Origin of the sequence: Moraxella porci DSM 25326 (genome assembly GCF_002014855.1) — a bacterium.
Classification (GTDB): Bacteria; Pseudomonadota; Gammaproteobacteria; order Pseudomonadales; family Moraxellaceae; genus Moraxella; species Moraxella porci.
The window spans coordinates 486322-511147 of sequence record NZ_MUYV01000001.1 but is presented as its reverse complement, the minus strand read 5'-3'; the positions used below and the strand labels follow the sequence as shown (position 1 = coordinate 511147).

The following is a 24826-nucleotide window of genomic DNA, read 5'->3' as shown; positions in this document are numbered from 1 at the left end:
TTGCTTGATCAGTACTTTTTGTTGACGGATGCCAACCTTTTATTATTGAAATGTTACAATTTATGAAAATCATTAGCAAAAGCAAAATTCCCCAATTTTTATGGTAAAATAAATCAGATCCAAAAGGGGGATGATACATCATGAAAGCATTTCAACGCACCAGCCAGCAGTTGGCGGTATTATTGGCAATGACGGCAGGTGCCGTTCACAGTGCTCAAGCATTCTCAATCGACAGCAGTCAGCAGCGCGTCACTCAGGTGCAGCCTGCGCAGTCTAGTACCTCGCATGCTGTCTATGTGCAGCCAGCAGCACAGGTCAGCACCGTGACCAATGTCAGTGTACAAGCAGCGCCACAGGGCTATACTGCCACGCGTGTCAATGTCACGCCTGCGCCTGCTGCCACTATCCAGACGCAGACTACCACTTATGCCACGACCAGCGCTCCGACCAGCTACAGCACTCAAAGCTATGCATCGGCTTTTGATGAACTGGCAGTCACCACGCGTTCAGCCGCGGTATTGGTATATGACTTGCAAACTGGCAAACCGATTTATACCAAAAATGTCGATGTGCAGCGTTCGATCGCCTCAATCAGTAAAGTAATGACGGCGATGGTGATTTTGGATGCTGAGCTTGACATGCGAGAAGAGATTACTTTGATCGCCTCGGATTTGGTCGGTGCCAAGCAAGCCAGCACACGCCTAAAAGCAGGCGATCGTATGACGCGCTCAGAGTATTTATTGATGACCTTGATGCGCTCTGAGAATCCAGCTGCCAAAGCCTTGGCGCGTACTTATCCAGGTGGCTATGATGCATTTATCGCTGCCATGAACCAAAAAGCGCGTGATATGGGCATGTATCAGACCAAATTCAGCGACTCATCTGGCCTCGATCCGCGCAATATGTCATCGGCCAATGATCTGCTTATCATGATGAAAGCTGTCAATTCTGATCCGCGTTATCACAGTATCCGCAACTTCTCTACCGCACCGACTTACGATTTTTATATCACCAATTACACCAGCGGCAATCGCACCTATAAAGGCAACAACACCAACCGTTTGGTGCGCGAAGGTGCATATCCTATCGGTGTGCAAAAGACAGGCTACATCCGTGAGTCTGGCTATAGCGTGGTGATGGAAACTAATGTCAATAGCCGTCCTGCCATCGTGGTATTGCTGGGCGCAACCAACAGCGAAAACCGCTGGAGCGATGCTGAGCGCATCCTAACTGAGCTGGCTTATCGCCGCTGATTTGACGACACCCATGAAACCTAGGCCCCAAAGTCCGATGATTTTGGGGTTTTTGTTTGGTTTTATTAAGATTGATCATTGCAGCCAAATATGAGATGCCAAGTTTTTAACAGCTTAGCAATGATAAAAAAATTCACGCCCAAACTTTGAGCGTGAATCATTAACGAACTTAAATAGGTTCAATCTTTGCTGTTTTGCAGATCAGGGTCGGCGAATACCACCACTTCTTCTTCAAATTCTGGCTTCACTTTCACCACGAAATCCTCTCGTGATAGGCCAAGCATCAGCGGAATCACACTGGCGATATACACTGATGAATAGGTACCTGCGATCAGACCGATGAACAGCGCAACCGAGAACCAGAATAAGCCATCACCGCCCAAGAACATCATGGCAACGACCACCACAAATACAGTACCTACCGTCATGATGGTACGGCGCAGTGTCTCAGTCAATGACAGATCGATGACCTGACGCGGAGTTAGACCGCGCACACGGCGAAAGTTTTCGCGGATGCGGTCATAGACGACGATGGTATCGTTGATTGAATAACCGATCAATGCCAATACGGCAGCCAGAACCGTCAAATCAAACGGCCAGCCCATGATGGCAAAAATCCCCACCACCACGATCACATCATGAAACAGCGCCAATACAGCACCCAATGCTAGCTTAAACTGAAAACGCGTGCCGACATAAATCAGCATCATGCCAAGCGCCACAGACAGCGCCAGTAGTGAATTTAGATAAATCTCATTACCGACTTGGCTGCCGATGATGCTGATGCTATCGATGGTCGATGGGTTATTGGCAAAATCCAAAACCTGATCCAAAGATGCGCTTAGATTATCCGCCGACTGTTCTTGTGGGGGTAAGCGCAAAAGCAGCTCTTGGCGCGTACCCAGATATTGCACCACGGCATCTGGATAGCCATTCTCTGCCAATGCTTGCACTACTTGAGATTGTTCAACAGGCTGCTGATAGCTGACATTGGCCGAGACGCCACCTGTGAAGTCCAAACCAAAATTCAGTCCCTTGATGATCACTGCAACGATGCCTGCAATGATCAGCAGGGCAGACAAGATCATCATTGGCTTTTCGATTTTCAAAAACGGAATGATGCGCTGATTGGCGATCAGTTTGACACCGCCAGCTTTTTCGGCAGCTTCGTCGCTTGGTTCGGCGATCAGGGCTTGATCTGCTAGTGCGCTTTGGTTGGTCGCGGCATTAGCGCCTTTACCATCACGACGCGGCGCACGACGACGGCGCGGTGGCTCAGCGGGTGTATTGGCACCAGTCGTTGGGTCGATTGGGTTGTTTTCGTTACTCATCTTTCACTCCTAACCGATGCTCAGTTTTGTTAAGTTTTTACGATTGCCATACCAAATTTGGATCATCGCACGAGTCACAATAATCGCTGTGAACAGCGATGAGACAATACCGATGGCAAGGGTAATGGCAAAGCCCTTAATCGGACCTGTACCAATGGCGAACAAAATAAAGGCGATGAGCAAAGTGGTAATGTTGGCATCAAAAATCGAGCTAAATGCGCGATCAAAACCTGCCACAATCGCGGATTTGGGTCTGGCACCATTGGCCAGCTCTTCGCGAATGCGCTCAAAGATCAGCACATTGGCATCGACCGCCATACCGATGGTCAAAACAATACCTGCAATACCCGGCAAGGTCAATGATGAGCCAAGAATTGACATGATGGCTACCATCATCATCAAGTTAAAGGCCAAAGCAATATTGGCAATCACCCCAAACGCGCGATAAAAAACAATCATCCATAAGAACACCAGCAGATAACCGATCTGGGTTGAGAACAAACCTTTATCGATATTATCCTGACCAAGTGATGGGCCGATGGTGCGTTCTTCGACGAAATACATCGGCGCTGCCAATGCTCCAGAGCGCAGCAGTAGTGCCAACTCGCTTGCCTCGGCATCTGAGTCCAGACCTGTGATGACAAAGCTTGAGCCTAGGACAGCATTAATGGTGGCGCGGTTGATGATGCGCGACTCGGTATAAGGTGTGCGCGTCTCAACCAACTCGCCAGTGGCTGGATCTTCATTAAAGCTGATGCGCTGCTTGTTTTCGATAAACAGCACGGCCATCTGCTGACCCACTGTGGTGCGTGTGGCATTTTGCATCAGGCGTCCGCCTGCGGTGTCTAGTGTGATCGAGACTTGTGGACGGCCATTTTCATCCAAACCAGATTGAGCGCCTTGAACGCGTTCACCGGTGATGATGGCTTGGCGGTTTAGTAGCATCGGCTGGCCATCGAGTGTGCCAAATGGGAAGGCTTCGGTGCCAGCAGGTGGAATGCCGCCTGCATAAGTGGCGTCAGCTTCGTTGACCAAGCGGAACTCAAGGTTTGCGGTACGACCCAAGACGCGCTTAGCTTCAGCGGTGTCTTGAACACCCGGCAGCTCAACGACGATGCGGTTGGTGCCTTGAGACTGTACCAGTGCTTCAGCCACGCCCAATTCATTGATACGATTGCGCAAAGTTGTCAAGTTTTGGCCGACGGCGTATTCATTGATCTCTTGCAATTTGGCATCGGTATAGGCCATCTCAAGTGCAGCGCCTTCGGTATCTGCAAAAGGACGCAGTGCAAAATCCATGCCCATTTGGCTTTGTAGCACATTTTGGGCTCGGCTTCTGTCATCGGTGCTAGCGAAGGTCAGCACCATGCCATTAGCGGTGGTGCGTAAGCTTTGAACTGGGATTTGTTCACCGCGCAGCACGCGACGAGCATCTTGTGCAGCGGTCGCCAGACGCTGCTCGAGCGCCTTGGCCATATCAACTTCCAATACGAAACGAACGCCACCACGCAAATCCAGACCCAATTTCATTGGGTTGGCACCGAGGTTTCTAAGCCACTCTGGTGTGGTTTGTGCCAAATTCAGCGCCACAACATATTGTTCGCCCAGATCGCGGCGCAGAACTTCTTGTGCTTTTAATTGGTCTTCGGCATTGGATAAACGCAGTAGGGCGCTGTTATTTTCAAAACTGCCGTCGTGATGGTTTAGGCCAGCATTGGTCAGTAGGGTCTCGGCTTGAGTTAGCACATCGGCAGACAGCTCAGTGCCAGCAGAAGCACCTGTGATCTGCACAGCAGGCTCATCAGGATACAGATTGGGGAGCGCGTAGATGCCAGCAATGATGAGCACCACGGCAATTAATAGGTATTTCCAAGCAGGGTAGTGCATAGGTATTCTTATTCAATTAAGCTGCCATCTGATCAAAATCCAATGGCGGCACAAAAAAATACACCCAAGTTTGATGATGGCTGCTGGATGCGCCATACAAACTTGGGCAAATCAATTTAGATGTTGTCGATGGTGCCAGCTGGCAGTACCATCAATACGCTGGCGCGCTGGATTTTAACATCAGTGGTGTTATTTAAAGTGATCACCGCATAGTCACCTTCGACTTTCTTAACACGGCCGATCAAGCCACCGGCAAATACCACCTCATTGCCTGCGGTCAGACCATCAACCATCGCTTTGTGCTGCTTATTGCGCTTAGATTGTGGGCGGATGATCAAAAAATAAAAAATGGCAAAAAATGCGACGGGAATCAGTAGATTCATCAAAAAAGAAGGCTGGCCTGCAGCTGGCGCACCTGCGGTCGCATGCGCAGCGGTAATAAACAAATCTAACATACAATCTCCTATTTTGGGCATAGCCATCAATAAAGCAGTGCCTTTGATGACCAGTCCATTGATTTACAATAACAATTCACTTAGCCGATTTGGCTGAGTAAAAGACAAAATAACGCATATCATAGCATACTTTTTTGGTAGCTGGCACGGTTTTTGGCGGTTAATTGATGCTAAGGTGGTTTTTTGGGCGATGAATGCTCAATTTTGATGGCTGGATGCTTAATTGTTAAGCAATTTGTACAAAAACCTATAAAACAATGCTTGCAGTTGACGATAATTTCACTTAATATGGGTGCTAATTTTTGCAATTTAATCATCTTATGTCCCGACCGCGACCCCGAATATCAACTCGATTATTTCGTACCCTTTTGACCAAGTCATCCATTCGCACTTCTTTGATTCTCACCGCTGGCATCTCAGCGCTTCTGATTCCGCTTGCTGCTCAGGCGGCATTTGGGCTTGGCGGTGATAGTACCAATTTGATTTTGCTCATCTTTTTTATTTCGTTATCCTTGATCGTGTCTTTTTTGTGTTCGATCTCTGAAGCGGCTTTATTAACGATGACGCCAAGCTATATTGACACTTTGTCAGAAGAAGATCCCAAAGGGGCGATGCTTTTAAAAAATGTCAAAGTCGATAACATCGAAAAATCAATCTCAGCCATCTTAACATTAAATACCGTCGCGCACACGCTGGGGTCATTGGGTGCTGGTGCTCAGGCGGTGATCGTCTTTGGTAATGCTTGGTTTGGGGTATTTAGCGCGGTGATGACCTTGATCATTTTGATCGGTACTGAGATCATTCCTAAGACCATTGGCACCGCTTATTGGCGTCGCTTGGCCATTCCTGTGGCTTATTATGTGCGCGCCATTAACATTGCTTTGCTGCCAATTATTTGGGTCACTGAGAAGATCTCGCGTCTGCTCACACGCGGCAATCAAGAAAGCAGCTTTAACCGCCATGAGTTTTTGGCACTGGCCAATCAAGGCGAAAGCTCAGGGCAGATGACCGAGATGGAGACGCGCATCATCAAAAACTCTTTGGCGCTTGGGATGATCAATGTCGAGGACATCGTCACACCGCGCTCAGTGGTCACTGCATTTGATGAGAATATGACTGTCGGTGATGTGTTTGCCAGATATCCTAAGCTGCCATTTTCTCGCTTTCCGATTTTTAATGAAGATTTGGACAATGCAACAGGTTTTGTTTTAAAATCTGATTTACTGATCGCCAAAGCCAACCAAGAGATCCACACGCCGATCAAGCAATTTCGCCGTGACATTCACTTTGTATTTGCCAAATTAAAGCTGTTTGATTTGCTTGATTTGATGCTAAAAGAACGCGTGCATATTGCATTGGCTGTCGGCGAGTTCGGTGAAGTCAAAGGATTGGTAAGTCTAGAAGATGTGCTTGAGACTTTGCTAGGACTTGAGATCGTCGATGAGTTCGATCGCGTCGATGATATGCAAGCATTGGCAAGACAGTTGATGGATCGTCGCATGCATCGCTTGGGCGCGACACTGGAAGAAGATACAGCTGTGGTGGATGAGCGCAAACCATAATATGCCGCCCGTGTGTATTTATGGCGGCCTTAATGGATACAGGCGCAGCTTATAATTGCAACATATTGTTACATTTAGCCATCATGGCTTAAGTTTAACTTGCTATTGTAGGCATACTAAAGATTGCATCGTATCATCCGCCAATGATAATACATACACCATCGGTGTTAACCGTTAATCAAGCAACATCGCTTAAATGTTTACAAGACCACAGTTTATAAGGGTCATCTATGAAACACCATACCCGCAACATGCTTAAAAAAACCACGACTGCAAGCGTTCTTACTGCAGCGCTTGGCACCTTAGGCAAACTCACCGGTAAGCCACTTGGTAAAGGCTTAAGCTTGGGTTTGTTTGTCGGTGCGCTCGGTGTCCAAACTCTGATCACAGCGCCTGCTTATGCCATCAGTGAGTCGGATATCACGCGCTATGCCACCAACATGAGTCAGGCAGCCAATAGCCAAAATATCGCCCAAATCTCACACTTGATCGCTGATGACGCCATTATCTCGCTTTCAAGAAATGGCAAAACGACCAGTCTTGATAAAGAAGGCTATCTGCAACTGTTACAAAAAAGCTGGGCCAAGGCCAGCAACTATCGTTATCGCATCGATGTGACCAACATCGTCGTGGCTGGCAATCAAGCACGCGCGCAAGTCATCACCACAGAGACATGGACCCAAGATGGCAAACCAGTCACCATCAAAACCGCCTCGCGCGCCACGCTGTCTCAAGTCGGTAATAACGCTGTGCTACTTCGCTCAGTGGCACAAGTGACCGTCGATTAAATAAATCATTTGCATTGTTGCTGCACACTTACCGCCAGTTGTCTGTATGACAATAACAAAACTGGCGGTAATTTTTTGGGTCGAATTTTACCCAAACGGTTGATAAATAGTGCAAAATAAGGCATTATTAGTAGTTTATGCCACGCCAATTAGGCTGACACCTTGAAATTTTTGTGATTGCTTGATTTTTAGATTCATCACAGCCATACCATAAAAGGATATGACAATGACCAAATCCACCATCGCCTCCACCAATTTGACCGCCAATCGAATGTTAAAGCCGTTGAGTCTTGCCATATCTTCTGTGATTCTTGTCGCTTGTAGCAGTACAGGCACCAGCACCAAACCAAGCAGTCAGCCGACGCGTACAGCGCCGCAGCCTGTGACTGTTCAGCAAGGCGGCACGGGAATTGGCGTGCTCAATGCCGAGATGCTAGACACCTTAGAAAATTTGCTACAAGCCACTGACATGAGCATGGTGGAGGGTGATGAATTGGCCATTCAGCGTTATGGTAACTTATGGGATCGCATCCGCCGCGGCTATCGGATGAATGACATTACCAATGCCCGCATCGAAGCACAAAAATCTTGGTTTTATACCCGTCAAAGTTATCTGGATCGCTTAACTGCTCGCGCGTCTCGCTATCTGCATCATACGGTGGCTGAAGCTGAACGCCGCGGCATCCCATCGGAGCTTGCGCTGCTGCCGATCATCGAAAGCTCATACGATCCATCTGCCACCAGTAATGCCGCTGCTGCAGGTCTGTGGCAGTTCATTCCAAGCACGGGTCGCATCTATGGCCTAAACCAAAGCGCCAGCTATGATGGTCGCCGTGATGTCATTGAATCCACGCGCGCTGCTTATGATTTTTTGACCAGCCTGTATAACCAATTTGGCTCGTGGGAGCTGGCATTGGCTGCATATAATGCAGGGCCTGGGCGTGTATCGCGTGCCATTCGTGCCAATCAAGAGCAAGGCTTGCCGACCGATTATTGGTCATTAAAATTGCCGACAGAGACGATGAATTATGTGCCAAGATTTTTGGCGGTTGCACAGATTGTCAAGGCGCCAAACAGCTATGGCATCCATTTGCCTGCCATCGCCAACCACAACCATTTTCGTACTGTGCCGGTCAATTATGGTGTCAATCTATCTGAGGTGGCGTCGATTACAGGCGTGGCGGTCGATGAGCTGCGTTTGCTAAATCCAGCTTTATTAAATCAAACTGTCGATGAGATCGGGCCTAACCGTATCGTGATTCCAGACAGTCTGCCAAGCCAAATGGATGCTCAGCTATCCGCGCTTAAAGGCTATGGCTTTGGTGGTGATTACATCGCCACAGCGCCTGCGCAGAGCATCAGTTATGTGGTGCCAAAATCTGGCGCAGCCGCCAATAACAGCTCGCAACAAGAGCTGATCGCCACCAACACACTGCCGACAACCATCGCACAAGTCACACCAGCAGGTACCATCGTTCAAGAACCGCCGCTATCAGCTGCCGAAAAAGATTTGATCGTCCAACAGATTCGTTCAAGCACGCCTGAGCCTGTCCAAGCCATCAACCCAAACGATGGTAATATTCAGCTCAATGCGGTTCAGACCAGTCAGTCAGTGTTAGATGCGCGCGGTGAGACCAAGACATTAAGCTTTGCTGGCGCACCTGCCAGAAATCCAGCGCCTGCAACCACTGCCCAGCCGACGGTGGTACAAACTTTGCCTGAACCTGCGCCAGTGGTTACTGAGCCCGTCTCGCCTGTATCGGCGCCTGCCACGCCTGTCACACCAACCACAGCGCCTGAACCAGTTCAAGCACAAACGCCGCGTCCGCAGCCGCAGCCAACCCCCAAACCCACACCAAAACCTGAAAGCTACACCGTCCGTGCTGGCGATAGCCTAACTTCTGTGGCGGCGGCCAATGGACTTAGCGTTGGTCAATTAGCAAGCTATAATAACCTTGCCAATGATGCACATATCCGTGTTGGTCAAAAACTGTGGCTGGTTGCTGGCAAAGTCACGCCTCAACCTGCCAGACAAACTCAGCCAAGCACACCTGCTCGCCAAAGTAGCTCAAGCAGTACAGCCACACATAAAGTACAAGCAGGTGAGAGCCTAACTGCCATCGCTCGCAAATACAATGTCACTTTACAAGCCCTAGCAGCTGAAAATGATCTGTCAGTCACCGATGGCGTCTTCATCGGCCAAACCCTAAAACTGCCTAATGGCGCACAAGCGGTGACAACCAGTGCCAGTACCACCCCCAAACCCACACCAAAACCTGAAAGCTACACCGTCCGCGCTGGCGATAGCCTAACTTCTGTGGCGGCGGCCAATGGACTTAGCGTTGGTCAATTAGCAAGCTATAATAACCTTGCCAATGATGCACATATCCGTGTTGGTCAAAAACTGTGGCTGGTTGCTGGCAAAGTCACGCCTCAACCTGCCAGACAAACTCAGCCAAGCACACCTGCTCGCCAAAGTAGCTCAAGCAGTACAGCCACACATAAAGTACAAGCAGGTGAGAGCCTAACTGCCATCGCTCGTAAATACAATGTCACTTTACAAGCCCTAGCAGCAGAAAATGATCTGTCAGTCACCGATGGCGTCTTCATCGGCCAAACCCTAAAACTGCCTAATGGCGCACAAGCGGTGACGACCAGTGCTAGTACGCCCACTCAGAGCAGTCCACGCAGCAGCTCTCAAAGCAATGCTAATTTGGGTGCGACCGAGAATTATACGGTCAAATCAGGGGAGAGCTTGACTCAACTGGCGAATCGCTTTGGGGTAAGTATCGCTGATTTGGCCGCTGCAAATAACTTGGCTAGCAATGCCAATCTACGCATCGGACAAGTCATCAAAGTACCAAAGCTCACTACCACCTACACTGTTAAATCAGGCGATGGCCTCATCTCATTGGCGCGTCGATTTGGCATCAGCACAGATGAGCTTGCCAAGATGAACAATCTAGAACCAAATGCCAATTTGCGTATCGGCCAAGTCCTCACCGTGCCGAATAAATAATAGCAAAATAAAAACCCCATCTAAGTATGGGGTTTTTATTGTATAGGTGCAAATCAGTGGTGCATTCAAGCCAAATGACCAAGTATGCAGCGTCAGCGCATCTCTACGGGTTGCCTTAGGTATAATCATGGCTTTGAAGATGCTGGCACAGCACAACATAAAACTTATGCGCCGCATCAGATAGTGTGCGACCACGCAAGCGATACAGATAGGATGCTCGGGTGATGCGTGGTGATGAAAGCGCTCGCATTTCAAGACCATTTTGGGCGACTCGGGTGCGAGAATAGGGCAGACATATCGTCAGCCCCAGACCTTGGCTGACCATACTAAATGCCGTCGTCAAAAAATTCACCTGATAAGCGGCATTTTTGATCATCGCTGCCTCATCACTTGGCAAATCAGCACTTAGCACTTCAGAAAACATCCCAGCCATCGTGATTAGCGGCTCATGCTTTAGATCCTTCCATTCGACACTTTCACGCTGACACAAAGGATGTGTCGGCGGCATCACCACATAAAATGGCAAATCAAACAACAACTCCGATGACAAGCTATCGGCGATGTTACGAGCAGGCGCTATCCCAAAATCCACCTCGCTTGACGCCACCGCATCGATGACCGCATCGACTGAGCAATCTTTCATTGATACTTTGATATTGGGATAAGAGGCGACAAACTCTGCGATCACCTTGGGCAAAATCGACGCCGCTAGCTGCTGACTGACAGCGACATTCACCACGCCGCTTTCGAGCGCCTTTAGTCTGCTCACTTCGGTGGTCATATTTTCAACATCATACAAAATCTTGGTCGCCATGGGGTAGATGTGCTGACCTGCCACCGATAAGGTTAGCTTACGCGTCGTCCGATCAAATAGACGCAGTGATAGCGTACCCTCAAAGTCCTTAATCAAGCCGCTCAATGCCGACTGTGTCAGATGTAGGCTCTCTGCCGCCTTTGTAAAACTGCCCATCTCTGCCACCGCCTTAAAGGCGCGGAGCTGGCGCAATGTAATGTTATTTAGGTTCATAATAACCACTCAGAATTGAATTATGCATAACTTATCATAAATATCGATAAATAATCAAGAAAATCCCGTTTTACCTTTGCGCTGTTTTTTGGTGAAATGATACCAAGATCAATGCAGGTGCATTTTTCGCTTACCAAGATGGCACAACTTAATATCAAGGAGTAAAGATATGACAATCACCCAAGGCGTGCATCATGTGGCTTATCGCTGTAAAGATGCCAAAGAAACCGTCGAATGGTACCAAAAACATCTGGATATGGGCTTTGTACTCGCCATCGCCGAAGACAAAGTACCATCAACCGGTGAACCTGATCCGTATATGCACATCTTTTTGGATGTGGGCGGCGGTAATATTTTGGCGTTTTTTGAGCTGCCAACCAAGCCTGAAATGGGGCGTGATGAGAACACACCGCTATGGACGCAGCACTTGGCGCTCAAAGTCAAGGATATGGATACGCTGCTTGCCACTAAAGAACGCCTAATCGCAGGCGGTGTCGATGTGCTAGGCCCAGTGAATCATACGCTGTTTCAGTCGATTTATTGCTTTGATCCAAATGGCCACCGCATCGAGCTTGCTTGTGATGTCACTACTGACAAGATGGCAAAGGCACTCGATAAAGTCAAATGGGATATGCTCAACGAATGGGCAGTCACCAAAAAAGCCCCACAGCACGCACGCTGGGTACATGATGGCACTGAGCCACCAGAAGTGTGATTTGCCTCAATCATCATTTAATTTAATTAACAATAAGGAAATATCAAATGAAATTAGCAACTCTAAAAAAAGGCGGTCTGGATGGTACTTTGGTTGTTGTCAGCCGTGATTTGAGCATCTGCCGTGAAGTCGCTGACATCGCACCGACACTACAGAACGCCCTAGATAACTGGGATGAAGTCGCTCCAAAACTACAAGCTGTTTATCAAGAGCTTAATGATGGCAAAGACGGCGTAGCATTCGACCAAACTGCTTGCCACTCACCACTACCACGCGCCTATCAATGGGCGGACGGCTCAGCTTACCTAAACCATGTGGAGCTGGTGCGTAAGGCTCGTAATTCAGAAGTGCCTGCGTCTTTTTATGAAGATCCACTCATGTATCAAGGCGGCTCAGACAGCTTCATCGGCCCACGAGATGAGATCATCGCCAAAGAAGCATGGGGCATCGACATGGAGGCGGAAGTCACCGTCGTGACTGGTAAAGTCGCACTAGGTAGCACACCTGAAGAAGCAGCTAAGCAGATTCGCCTAGTGATGCTGGTCAATGATGTCTCGCTACGAAACCTGATTCCAGCAGAGCTTGCCAAAGGCTTTGGCTTTTTCCAAAGTAAGCCTGCATCAGCATTTAGCCCTGTGGCGGTCACCCCTGATGAGCTAGAAGATTGGTCAGATGACGCCAAATTGCACCTGCCATTGGTCGTGCATCTAAATGACAACCTATTTGGTCGCCCAAATGCTGGCACGGATATGACTTTTAGCTTTGGTCAGCTCGTCGCTCATGCCGCCAAAACTCGCAACCTAGCCGCCGGCACCATCATCGGCTCAGGCACAGTCTCAAATAAGCAAGACAGCCTATGGGGTTCAAGCGTCGAGCATGGCGGGGTTGGCTACTGCTGTCTGGCCGAACTTCGTATGTACGAAGCCATCGAGGGCAAACCACAAACCCCATTTATGACTGATGGTGATGTGGTGCGTGTGGAGATGTTTGACAAAGCAGGTAATAACATCTTTGGCACGATTGAGAATACCGTCAAGGCAATTTGACCATCCATAGCATTCATTAAACATAATATTGACCATCATAGCTTTGATGGTCAATTTTTATTTTTATAATCAATGACTTAAATAGATCACAACACGCCATCATTGTACAGTCAATCATCCGATGAATTTATCATGAATTTATATAAATAAATCAGAAAATACCACTGTTATTTTTTTGTCAAAACAAGTTTAATAAGCACATCGATTCAAATTATATGGGTGCCAAGTAAGGCATTGGATTGGGAGAGTAGCATGAAGCTAAAAACACTATCGATGATTATGGGCGTCATGATCTTGGCAGCCTGCACCGAAGACAGACTGCCAAAACCATCACCGATCGGCGAAAACGAACGAGTGGTATTGCGTGTGGCGCATTTTTGGCCAGCGACAGCCATGAGCCAAAAGAAAGTACTTGAGCCATGGTGTGCCACCATCACCGAGCAGTCTGGTGGACAGATGACCTGTCAGTTCTACCCTGCGATGCAGCTGGGTGGCACGCCTGCACAGCTAATGGATCTGGCTCAAGATGGCATCGCTGACATCGTCTTTACACTGCCAGGCTATACACCAGGTCGCTTTCCGATCATGGAAGTGATGGAGCTACCATTTATGACCATCGACGGTGAATACAGCAGCCGTGTGGCATGGCAGATTTATCAAGAATTTGCCCAAGAAGAATTTGCAATGGTCAAGCCATTGGCATTTAATGTGCACGATCGTGGACAAATTTTAAATAACCGCCGTCCGATCACCAAGATTGAAGATTTTAAAGGACTAAAACTGCGTGCACCGACTCGATTGACCAACAAGATGGTCGAGGCACTGGGCGCAACTCCAGTCAGTATTCCAATGCCAGCTTTGACCGATGCGACATCTAAGGGTGTTGTCGATGGCGTGGTGCTGCCCTGGGAGGTGATTCCAACTTTAAAATTACAAGAAGTTGCTCGCTATGCCAGCGAAATCAACGCTCCAGATCCTGTGCTGTACAGTGCGCTATTCACCATTTCCATGAATAAATATAAATACGAAGCACTGCCGCCTAAGCTCAAAAAAATCATCGATGACAACACGGGCGCCAATTTCTCACAACAGCTTGGTCGCACTTGGGATGAACAAATCACCACCGCACGCCAAAAAATCGAGGATAATGGCAATCCGATCAATCAGATCGCATCTGATGAAGTGGCACGCATCCAAGAAGCTGCCAAGCAAGTTGAAGCTGACTGGATCGCTGAGATGAACGCCAAAGGCTATGATGGTCAAGCCATCGTCAATCGAGCAAAAGAGTTGATCGCTGAAGCCAAACAAGCTAAAGATGCAGTAGCGACAACCAACTAAATTAAATAATGATGGAATTTGTCAAAAAAAGACAAGATCAGGATGAGAGGTGACTATGGCCGAATTTTTTGAAACACAAGTACAAGATGACACACCACAGGACGCCATCGGCAGATTTTTGATGGCGTGGTCCAAGCTGTCTGCCTTTGGTGGTGTGGTGGTGTTGGTCTTAATTTGTTTAATCGCCACCGCAAGCGTCATCGGCCGTGCGTTATTTGCCACGCCCATCAAAGGTGATGTGGAGCTGGTACAGCTTGGCTGCTCTTGGGCGATTGCGGCATTTTTGCCATATGGTCAGATGAAAAAAGCACATGTCATCGTGGACTTTTTTACCCTAAAGGCACCAAAAAGTCTGCGCCGCGTGTTTGATATTTTTGCGGCAGTATTATTAGCATTATTTGCACTGTTATTGATGTGGCGCAGTTATTTTGGTGCTGTTGATGCCATCAAGCATGGCACGACGACGATGATTTTGGGAATGCCAGAGTGGATTGCTCACATCACCATCGCACCAGGATTTTTCTTATTGGCTTTGACGGCTTTGTACACCGCTTGGCAATTTATCAAAAACTATGATGGCTATGCCAAATAATAACTAAGGATGGAAATTATGGATCCAATGATTATCGGACTTGGGATGGGTGCTTTTACCATCTTGTTATTGGTTTTTCGTATTCATATTGGTATTGCCATGCTGATGGCTGGCGTCACAGGCTATGTGATGATCGCAGGCTGGTATCCGCTATTAAGCTACCTAAAAGGCATGCCATTTGCTCGTTTTTCGGTCTATGACTTATCTGTCGTGCCACTATTTTTGTTGATGGGCAATATCGCTTCTCGTGGTGGCTTATCCAAGCGACTATTCCAATCTGCCAATGCGTTTTTGGGGCATTATCGTGGCGGTGCTGCCATCAGTGCTGTCGGTGCCTGTGCTGGCTTTGGTGCAATTTGTGGATCGTCATTGGCGACTGCAGCGACGATGGGTCAAGTGGCATTGCCTGAACTTAAGCGAGCCAATTATTCAGATGCACTGGCAACGGGCGCTCTGGCAGCAGGCGGCACGCTAGGGATCTTGATTCCCCCATCGGTGGTACTGGTGATCTATGCTGTCTTGACCGAACAAAATGTCTCAGCAATGTTTATGGCATCACTGATCCCTGGCATCATCGCCATGCTGGGCTACATGCTTGCCATCGCCATCTATGTACGCATCGTGCCGAATAGCGGTCCTGCGATGCCGCGCATGAGCTGGAGCGATCGCATCACGCTATTAAAAGGTGTATGGCCTGTGATTGCGGTATTTGTATTGGTCATCGGCGGTATCTATGGCGGTCTATTCACCCCAACGGAAGCTGCTGCCATCGGTACGGTTGCTGTCGGTATCCTAGCCTTTGTGACCAAAGAAATGACTTGGTCGGGTCTGATGAATGCGCTGTATGACACTGCTGCATCGACGGCGATGATTTTTCTAATCTTACTTGGTGCTGATGTATTGAACGCATTTTTTGCACTATCACAGATGCCGATTAGTTTGGCTGAATGGGTGATTGATAGTGGTCTGTCACCGCTAACCGTGCTACTTGCGATGATCATCATCTATATCGTGCTAGGCTGCGTGATGGATAGCCTATCGATGATTCTCTTGACGATTCCTGTGTTTTTTCCTATCATCATGGGTATGGATTTTTGGGGACTGGATCCGACAGATAAGGCGATTTGGTTTGGTGTACTTGCCTTGATGGTCGTCGAGATCGGCTTGATCACACCGCCTGTAGGCATGAATATCTTCATCATCAACAGCATGGCAAAAAATGTCTCGATGAAAGAAACTTATAAAGGTGTGCTGCCATTTTTATGTTCGGATTTGATCCGCATCGTGGCACTGGTATTTATGCCATCGATGGCACTGTGGCTGGTTCATGTCCTGAATGGGTGATGGCAGTAGGGCGATGGTTTTGAGTCTATGATGAATAAAATTAGCTTCAAAACCATCATGATTTATGTAATACTATTGCATATTTGTACTAATAACTTAACAATTTAATGATAGGTATAAAGAAATAAACTGCCATATAAGGTCGCTCATCTGCACAGCATTTTTTTATCTAACCTTAATATCAACTCAACCTAAGGAATGATTATGAGTAAAGTTTATCCATCAGCACAGGCAGCACTTGCCGATATCGTCGCAGATCATCAAACCATTGCCGTCGGCGGCTTTGGACTGTGCGGCATCCCCGAAAGCTTAATCGCTGCCTTGCGTGATAGTGGCGTGACTGGTTTGACCTGTATTAGCAACAACGCTGGCGTGGACGATTTTGGCTTGGGACTACTCTTACAAACTCGCCAAATCAAAAAAATGATCGCCTCGTATGTTGGCGAAAACAAAGAATTTGAACGCCAGTTTTTATCAGGGGAATTGGAAGTTGAACTCACACCACAAGGCACCTTGGCAGAAAAACTACGAGCAGGTGGTGCAGGCATTCCAGCTTTTTTTACCAAAACTGGGGTCGGCACCCAAGTCGCTGAAGGCAAAGAAGTGCGTGAATTTGACGGTGAAGCATATGTGATGGAGCGCTCACTCACCGCCGATGTGGCGCTCGTCAAGGCGTACAAGGCGGATAAGGCAGGCAATCTGGTGTTTCGCAAAACCGCACGCAACTTCAACCCCGATGTCGCCACCGCAGGCAAAATCACCGTCGTTGAAGTCGAAGAACTCGTCGAGACGGGTGAGATTGACCCTGACAGCATCCATCTGCCAGGCATCTATGTGCATCGTATCGTGGTCAATAACAACCCCGAAAAACGCATCGAACAACGTACCATTTCAAAATCATAATTGACATCATAAATAATATTAAAGAATAAGGAGTAACTCATGGCTTGGACTCGTGAACAGATGGCACAGCGTGCCGCCGCAGAATTACAAGACGGTTTTTATGTCAATCTTGGCATTGGATTGCCGACATTGGTCGCAAACTACATCCCCGATGGCGTCAATGTCATGCTACAGTCCGAAAATGGTCTGCTTGGCATCGGTGCATTCCCCACCGAAGAGAATCTGGATGCTGATTTGATTAACGCTGGTAAGCAGACTGTCACCGCGCAGACTGGTGCCAGTTTCTTTAGCAGCAGTCAGTCCTTTGGCATGATTCGTGGTGGCAAGGTGAATTTGGCTATCTTGGGGGCGATGGAAGTCAGTGAGCAGGGCGATTTGGCAAACTGGATGATCCCTGGCAAAATGGTCAAAGGCATGGGAGGGGCGATGGACTTGGTCGCAGGGGTACAACGAGTCATCGTGCTGATGGAGCATACCGCCAAAGACGGCTCATTTAAGATCAAGCCAAACTGTGATTTGCCATTGACTGGTCAAAAAGTTGTACACCGTATCATCACCGATCTTGCTGTGCTGGATGTGACCGCTGATGGTCTAAAGCTTGTTGAGCTTGCCGATGGCGTAAGTTTTGATGAATTACAAAGCAAAACTGGCGTAAAAATAACACAATAAATTTAGGAAAATTAATCATAAGGAGATACCATGACTGATGCAGTCGTCATCGTCGCTGCCAAACGAACGGCAGTAGGTTCATTTTTAGGGTCATTATCCAGCGTGCCTGCGCCCAAGCTTGGCTCGGCTGTGATTAGCGACTTACTTGCTGACACAGGCATTAGTCCTGATGCAGTGAGTGAAGTGATTATGGGTAATGTCTTGACCACTGGCGTGGGGCAGAATCCTGCTCGCCAAGCTGCCATCTTTGCAGGACTACCAGTCCAAACGCCTGCCACCACCGTCAATGTCGTCTGCGGCTCCGGCCTAAAAGCCGTACAAATGGGCGTGCAAGCCATCCTATGCGGTGATAGCGACATCGTCATTGCAGGTGGCCAAGAATCCATGAGCCAAAGTCCGCATTTCATCCATCTGCGTGACGGCATCAAGATGGGCAACGGCAGTCTGACCGACAGCATGGTCGCAGATGGCTTGACCGATGTGTATCATGGCTATCACATGGGCATCACCGCCGAAAACATCGCTGAGAGATATGGCATTGATCGCAGCACCCAAGATGAATTTGCACTCTCATCCCAACAAAAAGCTGCCAAGGCTGCTGCTGATGGTAAATTTATCAATGAAATCAGTGCTGTATCCGTACCGCAGAAAAAGGGTGATGCCATCATCGTCAATCGTGATGAGTACATTAAGCCAAACACAAGCCTAGACGGTCTTGGCAAACTCCGTGCCGCATTCAAAAAAGACGGCACTGTCACCGCAGGCAACGCATCAGGCATCAATGATGGCGCAGCAGCAGTGATGCTGATGACACAAAGCCGAGCCGAAGCACTTGGACTGCCAATATTGGCAAAAATCGTCTCATACTCAGCCACAGGCATCGAGCCTGAAGTGATGGGCTTGGGTCCTGTATCAGCAGTCAAATCGGTACTGGACAAGGCAGGCTGGCAGGTCGATGACGTCGATCTGTTTGAGGCCAATGAAGCCTTTGCTGCTCAAGCACTGGGCGTCGCCAAAGAGCTGAATCTGCCAGCTGAACGAGTGAATGTTAATGGTGGTGCGATCGCCATCGGCCATCCGATCGGTGCATCTGGCTGCCGTATTCTGGTTACGCTTGTGCATGAGCTGATCCGCAGTGGCAAATCCAAAGGCGTCGCTACCTTGTGCGTCGGTGGCGGTATGGGGCTTGCGATGGCGATTGAGCGAGCTTGATTGTCTGTAAACTATAACTCAAAAGCATCTTGGCATCTTGAATTAATTTTCAAGATGCTTTTGTTATTGTTGATGATTTAGAAATGCACTGTAAAAGACATATCAAAACATTCAAAGTGCTATTGACAAACCCCACAAGGAAGTTTATAAACATTGCATCACATCATTGGAATAGACTATGGCTATTTATACAAAGAACAAGCTTGAGCAAGATATGTCAAATAAAATTGTTGAGTATGTTGCAAATTCCGCTTCTAATATGAAGCAGAAAGAAATTGATTATATCAATAATAGCGAATATGAGTGGATTTATGATGATCAAATCAAACGGTTAGAACTGGATATTCACAAATCCATATTATCATTACAAGCCTATTATCCAAAAACCTATCAATATTTAAATAATTTTCAATTAAATTGCCAACTAGCGGTTTATTGGTATCAATTAACAGAGCTTGAATTATCTTTATCAACATTTTTTGAACTAAACCAAAGAATTTACTTTTTAACTGACCCACGCAGGGATTATTATGATTGGCTACCAATCTATTTAAAAGATGGTTGGTTAAAAGCATTTGGTGGTGTGTTGCTGTCGGAGGATTTTAGATTTATTCAAGATGGAACAATGTTAATTGGCGATCCTTACAGTTGCTGGAAGTCATTTGATATTTACCTATCCAATTCACGCAAAAAAGCCAAGCAAGCAATTGAAAGTTTGGTGCAAAAAATACCCTATGCCTTTATTGATATTGAAATTGAAGACATTGAAAAACAAGAAAAATACAGAACAAAGGGTTTTCCCAATCTAAGGGTGATGATAGATTGCCGTAAGCCAGATGAAGATCCAAAAGAATATGATTTAATACTCATGTGTTACCATTACGACCACCGTGTTTTTTGGGTAAAAGATGGTGATTTCATTAATAGCATTTATGAAATCAGCAATCCGCAAACAATGCTAGATGAATATTTTTTACATGTCTTTTCTCAAACAGGTGAAGAATATGCCAGATTTGATTTTAGCCCATGGGCTATAAACTCTAACCAGTTTTGTCAGATGGATTGGGTGTGCGGTTACACAGACTCACGCCCAAATATAACATCAAATCAATTAATCAAAGCAAAGAGCGCATAGATAAATCAAGAAATCATGGTTCAAATTATTTTCTATATTTTTCAATCACTTACAAAATAGAATATGAAGTTATGGTGCATTTCATATCATTTAACATAATATACATTATGCGAAGTATAAGCAATCAGACTTAACAGCTTTTGCCCGATTATTTTAATCAACTGCCGCCTTATCAATTTGCCATATTGGCAAGCCTAAGAATCTATCAACTAAGATTAGACATATTTAGTCAGGCGAAAATTTAAAATACGGCCAAGTAAGCAGCTCATCGGCGATGATGCTATTAACATCACCGCCGATGGATTTATTTGGTGTTCAAAGATGCCCACAGTTTTTCTAGGCGTTTGGCAGAAACTGGCTGCGCGGTTTTCATCGGCTGGGCAAATAAATTGATGCGGTATTCCTCCACAAGCCAGCGATATTCAGCAAACTTTGGCTGATGCGCGCATGTTGCCAGTCGCTCCATGTGTGCGTCAAGCAAATACACCGCGTCCAGATCGGCATCCAGATTGTGCTGGAGTCGATCCAGTCGAATATTGAGCGCTTGCAGATAGCGCGGATATTGACGCCAATACTGATATGAGCTGCGATACACAAAATCAGACAGCTTTAGGTCATCTAGCTGATCTTCGATATCCTCAATGCTTTCAGCAAAAATCTCATTGTCTAACATCAAAAGCTTGCCACGCGCGGTTTGCCATGCGGTATAAATGTCTTTTAACAGCTTTAAAATCGACTGTCCGACCAATAAAAACTGAGCCAAAATCTGCTCTTGACAAGCCAGATACTCAGACTCATCCATCGGCAAATGCGTCACCAGCCATTCATTTTGAGCTGTGATAAGGCCTGTAATCGCAGCGCGTGCGTGTTGAGCTTGGTTACCCATGGCTGATTTTTCAAAATCGATGCCATGCTCATGCAGACAAGCATCCAAGGTCGCATCCACCACAATATTTTTTAATTTTTCTAAATCACCAAGCGGCGCAAAAGCCAGTTTAAACGCCTTATCGATCTGACCAGTCAGCTGCTTTTGTTTGGCACCCAGCTTAGATTTGATCAGGCTTAATACGCCTTTTTTGTGGGCGATCAGTGCTGCATTAATCTCGGTGAAATTTGCAATAAATACTGCATTGCTGTTTTGAGCAGCTTGCAGAGCAGAGAATTCTTGCATCACGATGCCTGACGCGTGCTTATTTTTGACAAAATCAAAATGTGCTGGAAAATCATGATGTAGCCCCTTTTCTATCACCGTGCTTTGTTCGGTAGCTTGGCGATGACGAGCTTGCAGATGCTCCAAATCACGGCTTTTTTCGATCACGCGATTTTTATCATCCACCACACAAATCAGCGGTCTAAGATAATCATCCACCTTCTCAGGCGCGAAATCTTGAGGTGTGGTGCGCACACCTAAGGCCATCAATGCTGCCACCAACTGATCCAAAAGCCCCATCGAGCCTGACACATCAAGCTGACCAAATATCTTTTGGCAAGTGTCAGGGATTGGTACGATTTGTCGGCGTATTTCTTTAGGTAAAGTTTTTAATAATTGCAAAACGAGCTCATAACGCCAACCTGCAATTCCCCAAAGCAGCGCCACAGGATCGAGCTGCGCCAACGCCTTGACTGGCACGCGTACACTGACGCCATCATCATCGCTGGCCGGATCAAAGATATAAGACAACGGCAGTCGCAGACCGCCTAAGTGCCAGCTTTCTGGGAATTGACGGCTGTCATCGATGGATTCATTGAGTACATCTTCATCACTAAAATGCAAAAAATTGGGCGATTTATTTTCAGCGTCGTGATAAAACTCCTCAAAACTTTTGCGACTGGCAATGTGCTTGGGAATTTTGGCATCATAAAATTGATACAACGCCTCTTCATCCACCAGCAGATCGCGGCGTCGCATCTTATCTTCGATGCGTTCGATGTCTCTGATTTTATTGGCATTATCTGCCAAAAATTTGATGTGCATGCCGTATTGATTGGCCACCAGAGCATCACGAATAAAAATCTCACGCGCCTGTTCTAAGTCAATCTGCTCAAAATTCACCAATTCTTTGGCGATGACAATGAGTCCAAATAAGCTAATCTGCGCATAAGCACGCACGCGCCCTGCTTTTTTTGACCAATGCGGCTCAAAATAGTGGTATTTGAGCAGATTTGGCGCCGCTTTGATGATCCATTCAGGTTCGATTTTTGCCAAAGTGCGCATGTATACTTGCGAGGTCTCGACCACTTCAAAGGCCATCAGCCATTGCACGCCCTTTTTATGCAGCGTGCTGGCAGGAAAAATTCGCGCCTTTTGGCCGCGCGCCATCAAATATTCACCGACGGTATCGGTTTTATGCGCCACAAAAGACAGCAGCGCAGTCAGCAAAGCTCGATGAATATTGGCATATTGTGCTGCTTGTTGATTGTTTTTATCATTAGATTTAAGCTGCTTGGCGCCTACCAATGCCTGTCGGATCTGAGTATTGGCCGAGGTTTTGGCAGAAGATTTACTCAAGGATAAGCGCACGCCTTTTTTGGTATCAACCTTATCGGTGGCATCGGTGGCCTGAGTGCTTTTGTGAATATCAAAGCCCATCTCCGCCATCATCTGTGTCAGCTGAGTATGAGTTTTTTGCCATTCTCGGATGCGCGCGTGGCTCAGATAATGTTTTTTGGCAAAATTGCGCCTTGCGTTACTGGATAGGATTTGATGGTCATTGATGGCATGTCGATCAAATAATGCTTGAAATAATTCAAGATAAAATAAAAAATCAGAATCGTCTCGGCGAAACAGTGCATGCTTTTGGTCAGCTTGCGCCTGTTTATTTATCGGCCTTTCACGGACATCTTGAACCGATAGAGCCGAAACGATGATCAACATATCTGCCAGACAGTCAAACACATCACCTGCCACCAGCATACGCGCCAAGCGTGGATCGATGGGCATTTTGGCCATCTGTTGGCCAATTTTGGTAAGGCTGCCCTTTTGCGCGAGCCCTTTTTTGGCACGGGTTTTGGTAAAAGATTGCTCATCTAATGCCCCAAGTTCAATGAGCAGCTTACGACCGTCATTGACCAATCGCAAATCAGGCGGCGTGATAAAATCAAACGATTGCACATCACCAAGCTGTAGTCGCTCCATCTGCAAAATCACCGATGCCAAGTTCGTGCGCAGGATTTCAGGCTCGGTAAATTCAGGACGACTGTTAAAATCTTCTTCAGAATACATACGAATACATACCCCAGGCGCCACACGGCCACAGCGCCCTTTTCGCTGATTGGCGGCGGCTTGACTGATCGCTTCGATCGGCAGTCGCTGGATGCGCGAACGGTAATTATAGCGAGAAATACGCGCAAATCCTAAGTCGATGACATAACGAATGTTTGGTACAGTCAATGCAGTTTCTGCGACATTGGTGGCGATGATGATGCGCCGACCTTTAGCGCTGGGTGAGAATATGCGCTGCTGCTCTTGATAACTTTGACGAGCAAACAATGGCAGCACCTCAGTGTGCGCAGGTGCATAATTATTTAAAATATCTTGTAAATCTCGGATCTCAGCTTCGGTTGCGGCAAAGATGAGAATATCTGCTTGATCTGGATGTCCCTTGGCACGCGCATCTTCAAAGCATTCATTCACCGCTGCGGTCAGCGCTCTTGGCAAATTATCTTCGATCTCATCAAATGCATCTTCATCTTGGCTTGTAACAATGGTGTCAGTCAGTGGCCGATAGCGCACCTCAACAGGATAACTGCGCCCTTCAACCACGAACACAGGCGCAGGCCGACCATTGATGGCAAAATAGTGTGAAAACCGCTCAGTATCTAATGTCGCTGAGGTGATGATCACCTTTAAATCAGGGCGTTTTGGGAGCAGCCTTTTTAAATAACCCATGATAAAATCAATGTTCAAGCTGCGCTCATGAGCCTCATCGATGATGATGGTATCATAATTTGATAAAAACTTATCCGAACCAAGCTCAGCAAGCAAAATGCCATCAGTCATCAGCTTGACGATCGAGTGCTTACCGCCCTCTTCTGTGAAGCGAATCTTAAAACTAATCGTCTGTCCCAGTGCCTCATCGAGCTCTTCTGCGATGCGTGTTGCGACCGAGCGCGCGGCCAGACGACGCGGCTGAGTATGCCCAATCTGGCCTGTCACGCCTCGACCTGCAAGCATGGCAAGCTTAGGCAGTTGCGTGGTTTTACCCGAGCCTGTTTCCCCTGCAATGATGACGACCTGATGCTCACGGATCGCTTTGATCAAGGTTTCGGCTTCGGCAGTGACGGGCAGATCATTGTTAAGCTTATTTGCCAAATTATGTGGAATGCTCTGGATGCGCTTGGCCACTTGATCAGCAGATCGCTGATGGATGGCATCATAGCGCTGTTGGCATTTGTCTTTAAGGTCGCCTGAGGTACTTTCGATTTGTTTTTTTAGTTTGTATAAATAATGTCTGTCTTTAGCCATCACAGATACATCGGTGTGATTTGGCATGGTTATGGGTGTTTTCATAAGCTTAGTTATAATCAAAAATTCAACATATCGGCTATTT

Annotated in this window: 18 protein-coding genes; 13 read left to right on the top strand and 5 right to left on the bottom strand. The window is 47.2% G+C overall.

Annotation, left to right across the window (positions count from 1 at the left end; all coding sequences use genetic code 11):
* The first annotated feature begins 140 nt into the window (after positions 1–140).
* Positions 141–1253 carry a D-alanyl-D-alanine carboxypeptidase family protein gene (locus tag B0681_RS02390; protein ID WP_078317128.1) on the top strand — a complete coding sequence of 371 codons (1113 nt, stop codon included), beginning with the start codon at positions 141–143 and terminating at the stop codon, positions 1251–1253.
* 179 nt (positions 1254–1432) lie between these two features.
* On the opposite strand, the gene secF is transcribed toward B0681_RS02390, so the two are convergent.
* The 3 genes from secF to yajC all read right to left on the bottom strand — a co-directional run bounded on the left by secF (position 1433) and on the right by yajC (position 4926).
* Positions 1433–2584 carry a protein translocase subunit SecF gene (secF, locus tag B0681_RS02385; RefSeq protein ID WP_078317127.1) on the bottom strand — a complete coding sequence of 384 codons (1152 nt, stop codon included), beginning with the start codon at positions 2582–2584 and terminating at the stop codon, positions 1433–1435.
* Positions 2585–2593: 9 nt separating this feature from the next.
* Complete coding sequence (gene secD / locus B0681_RS02380) at positions 2594–4471, bottom strand: protein translocase subunit SecD (RefSeq protein WP_078317126.1); 1878 nt, start codon at positions 4469–4471, stop codon at positions 2594–2596.
* 116 nt (positions 4472–4587) lie between these two features.
* A complete protein-coding gene (gene yajC, locus B0681_RS02375; protein WP_078317125.1) occupies positions 4588–4926 on the bottom strand; it encodes a preprotein translocase subunit YajC in 339 nt (112 codons plus the stop codon).
* A gap of 368 nt (positions 4927–5294) precedes the next feature.
* On the opposite strand from yajC, the gene B0681_RS02370 reads away from it, so the two are divergent.
* From B0681_RS02370 to B0681_RS02360, 3 genes are all read left to right on the top strand, one after another.
* A complete protein-coding gene (locus tag B0681_RS02370) occupies positions 5295–6488 on the top strand; it encodes a CNNM domain-containing protein (protein WP_407661940.1) in 1194 nt (397 codons plus the stop codon).
* A gap of 230 nt (positions 6489–6718) precedes the next feature.
* The gene (locus B0681_RS02365; protein WP_078317124.1) at positions 6719–7276 is read left to right on the top strand and encodes a DUF4440 domain-containing protein; all 558 of its coding nucleotides are present in this window, start codon (positions 6719–6721) and stop codon (positions 7274–7276) included.
* A 226-nt stretch (positions 7277–7502) separates the two neighbouring features.
* Entirely contained in the window at positions 7503–10295 is a 2793-nt protein-coding gene (locus B0681_RS02360) for a LysM peptidoglycan-binding domain-containing protein (RefSeq protein ID WP_078317123.1), read from the top strand.
* Between the two features lie 115 nt (positions 10296–10410).
* Here B0681_RS02360 and B0681_RS02355 read toward each other — a convergent pair whose 3' ends face one another.
* Entirely contained in the window at positions 10411–11322 is a 912-nt protein-coding gene (locus B0681_RS02355) for a LysR family transcriptional regulator (protein ID WP_078317122.1), read from the bottom strand.
* A gap of 169 nt (positions 11323–11491) precedes the next feature.
* On the opposite strand from B0681_RS02355, the gene B0681_RS02350 reads away from it, so the two are divergent.
* From B0681_RS02350 to B0681_RS02310, 9 genes are all read left to right on the top strand, one after another.
* Positions 11492–12037 (top strand): VOC family protein, encoded by a 546-nt coding sequence (locus tag B0681_RS02350; protein ID WP_078317121.1) that lies wholly within the window; start codon positions 11492–11494, stop codon positions 12035–12037.
* A gap of 47 nt (positions 12038–12084) precedes the next feature.
* The gene (locus B0681_RS02345) at positions 12085–13083 is read left to right on the top strand and encodes a fumarylacetoacetate hydrolase family protein (protein ID WP_078317120.1); all 999 of its coding nucleotides are present in this window, start codon (positions 12085–12087) and stop codon (positions 13081–13083) included.
* A 252-nt stretch (positions 13084–13335) separates the two neighbouring features.
* On the top strand, positions 13336–14421 hold the full coding sequence (locus B0681_RS02340; RefSeq protein WP_211271488.1) for a TRAP transporter substrate-binding protein: 1086 nt from the start codon (positions 13336–13338) through the stop codon (positions 14419–14421).
* A 55-nt stretch (positions 14422–14476) separates the two neighbouring features.
* Positions 14477–15013: a TRAP transporter small permease gene (locus tag B0681_RS02335; RefSeq protein ID WP_078317119.1), complete on the top strand. Its 537-nt coding sequence runs from the start codon at positions 14477–14479 to the stop codon at positions 15011–15013.
* An 18-nt stretch (positions 15014–15031) separates the two neighbouring features.
* Positions 15032–16357 carry a TRAP transporter large permease gene (locus B0681_RS02330; protein WP_078317118.1) on the top strand — a complete coding sequence of 442 codons (1326 nt, stop codon included), beginning with the start codon at positions 15032–15034 and terminating at the stop codon, positions 16355–16357.
* 204 nt (positions 16358–16561) lie between these two features.
* Entirely contained in the window at positions 16562–17260 is a 699-nt protein-coding gene (locus tag B0681_RS02325; protein ID WP_078317117.1) for a CoA transferase subunit A, read from the top strand.
* 39 nt (positions 17261–17299) lie between these two features.
* Complete coding sequence (locus B0681_RS02320) at positions 17300–17929, top strand: 3-oxoacid CoA-transferase subunit B (RefSeq protein WP_078317116.1); 630 nt, start codon at positions 17300–17302, stop codon at positions 17927–17929.
* Positions 17930–17959: 30 nt separating this feature from the next.
* Complete coding sequence (locus B0681_RS02315; protein ID WP_078317115.1) at positions 17960–19141, top strand: acetyl-CoA C-acetyltransferase; 1182 nt, start codon at positions 17960–17962, stop codon at positions 19139–19141.
* Positions 19142–19319: 178 nt separating this feature from the next.
* A complete protein-coding gene (locus B0681_RS02310; protein ID WP_228143833.1) occupies positions 19320–20276 on the top strand; it encodes a hypothetical protein in 957 nt (318 codons plus the stop codon).
* Between the two features lie 304 nt (positions 20277–20580).
* On the opposite strand, the gene hrpA is transcribed toward B0681_RS02310, so the two are convergent.
* Positions 20581–24768: an ATP-dependent RNA helicase HrpA gene (hrpA, locus tag B0681_RS02305; RefSeq protein WP_078317228.1), complete on the bottom strand. Its 4188-nt coding sequence runs from the start codon at positions 24766–24768 to the stop codon at positions 20581–20583.
* Positions 24769–24826: the final 58 nt, after the last annotated feature.

Coding starts and splice junctions, on each gene's coding strand:
- B0681_RS02330 (WP_078317118.1), top strand. CDS start 15,032: ATGGATCCAATGATTATCGGACTTGGGATGGGTGCTTTTACCATCTTG.
- B0681_RS02320 (WP_078317116.1), top strand. CDS start 17,300: ATGGCTTGGACTCGTGAACAGATGGCACAGCGTGCCGCCGCAGAATTA.
- B0681_RS02335 (WP_078317119.1), top strand. CDS start 14,477: ATGGCCGAATTTTTTGAAACACAAGTACAAGATGACACACCACAGGAC.
- B0681_RS02350 (WP_078317121.1), top strand. CDS start 11,492: ATGACAATCACCCAAGGCGTGCATCATGTGGCTTATCGCTGTAAAGAT.
- secF (WP_078317127.1), bottom strand. CDS start 2,584: ATGAGTAACGAAAACAACCCAATCGACCCAACGACTGGTGCCAATACA.
- B0681_RS02355 (WP_078317122.1), bottom strand. CDS start 11,322: ATGAACCTAAATAACATTACATTGCGCCAGCTCCGCGCCTTTAAGGCG.
- secD (WP_078317126.1), bottom strand. CDS start 4,471: ATGCACTACCCTGCTTGGAAATACCTATTAATTGCCGTGGTGCTCATC.
- B0681_RS02345 (WP_078317120.1), top strand. CDS start 12,085: ATGAAATTAGCAACTCTAAAAAAAGGCGGTCTGGATGGTACTTTGGTT.
- yajC (WP_078317125.1), bottom strand. CDS start 4,926: ATGTTAGATTTGTTTATTACCGCTGCGCATGCGACCGCAGGTGCGCCA.
- B0681_RS02340 (WP_211271488.1), top strand. CDS start 13,336: ATGAAGCTAAAAACACTATCGATGATTATGGGCGTCATGATCTTGGCA.
- B0681_RS02315 (WP_078317115.1), top strand. CDS start 17,960: ATGACTGATGCAGTCGTCATCGTCGCTGCCAAACGAACGGCAGTAGGT.
- B0681_RS02310 (WP_228143833.1), top strand. CDS start 19,320: ATGGCTATTTATACAAAGAACAAGCTTGAGCAAGATATGTCAAATAAA.
- hrpA (WP_078317228.1), bottom strand. CDS start 24,768: ATGCCAAATCACACCGATGTATCTGTGATGGCTAAAGACAGACATTAT.
- B0681_RS02360 (WP_078317123.1), top strand. CDS start 7,503: ATGACCAAATCCACCATCGCCTCCACCAATTTGACCGCCAATCGAATG.
- B0681_RS02390 (WP_078317128.1), top strand. CDS start 141: ATGAAAGCATTTCAACGCACCAGCCAGCAGTTGGCGGTATTATTGGCA.
- B0681_RS02365 (WP_078317124.1), top strand. CDS start 6,719: ATGAAACACCATACCCGCAACATGCTTAAAAAAACCACGACTGCAAGC.
- B0681_RS02325 (WP_078317117.1), top strand. CDS start 16,562: ATGAGTAAAGTTTATCCATCAGCACAGGCAGCACTTGCCGATATCGTC.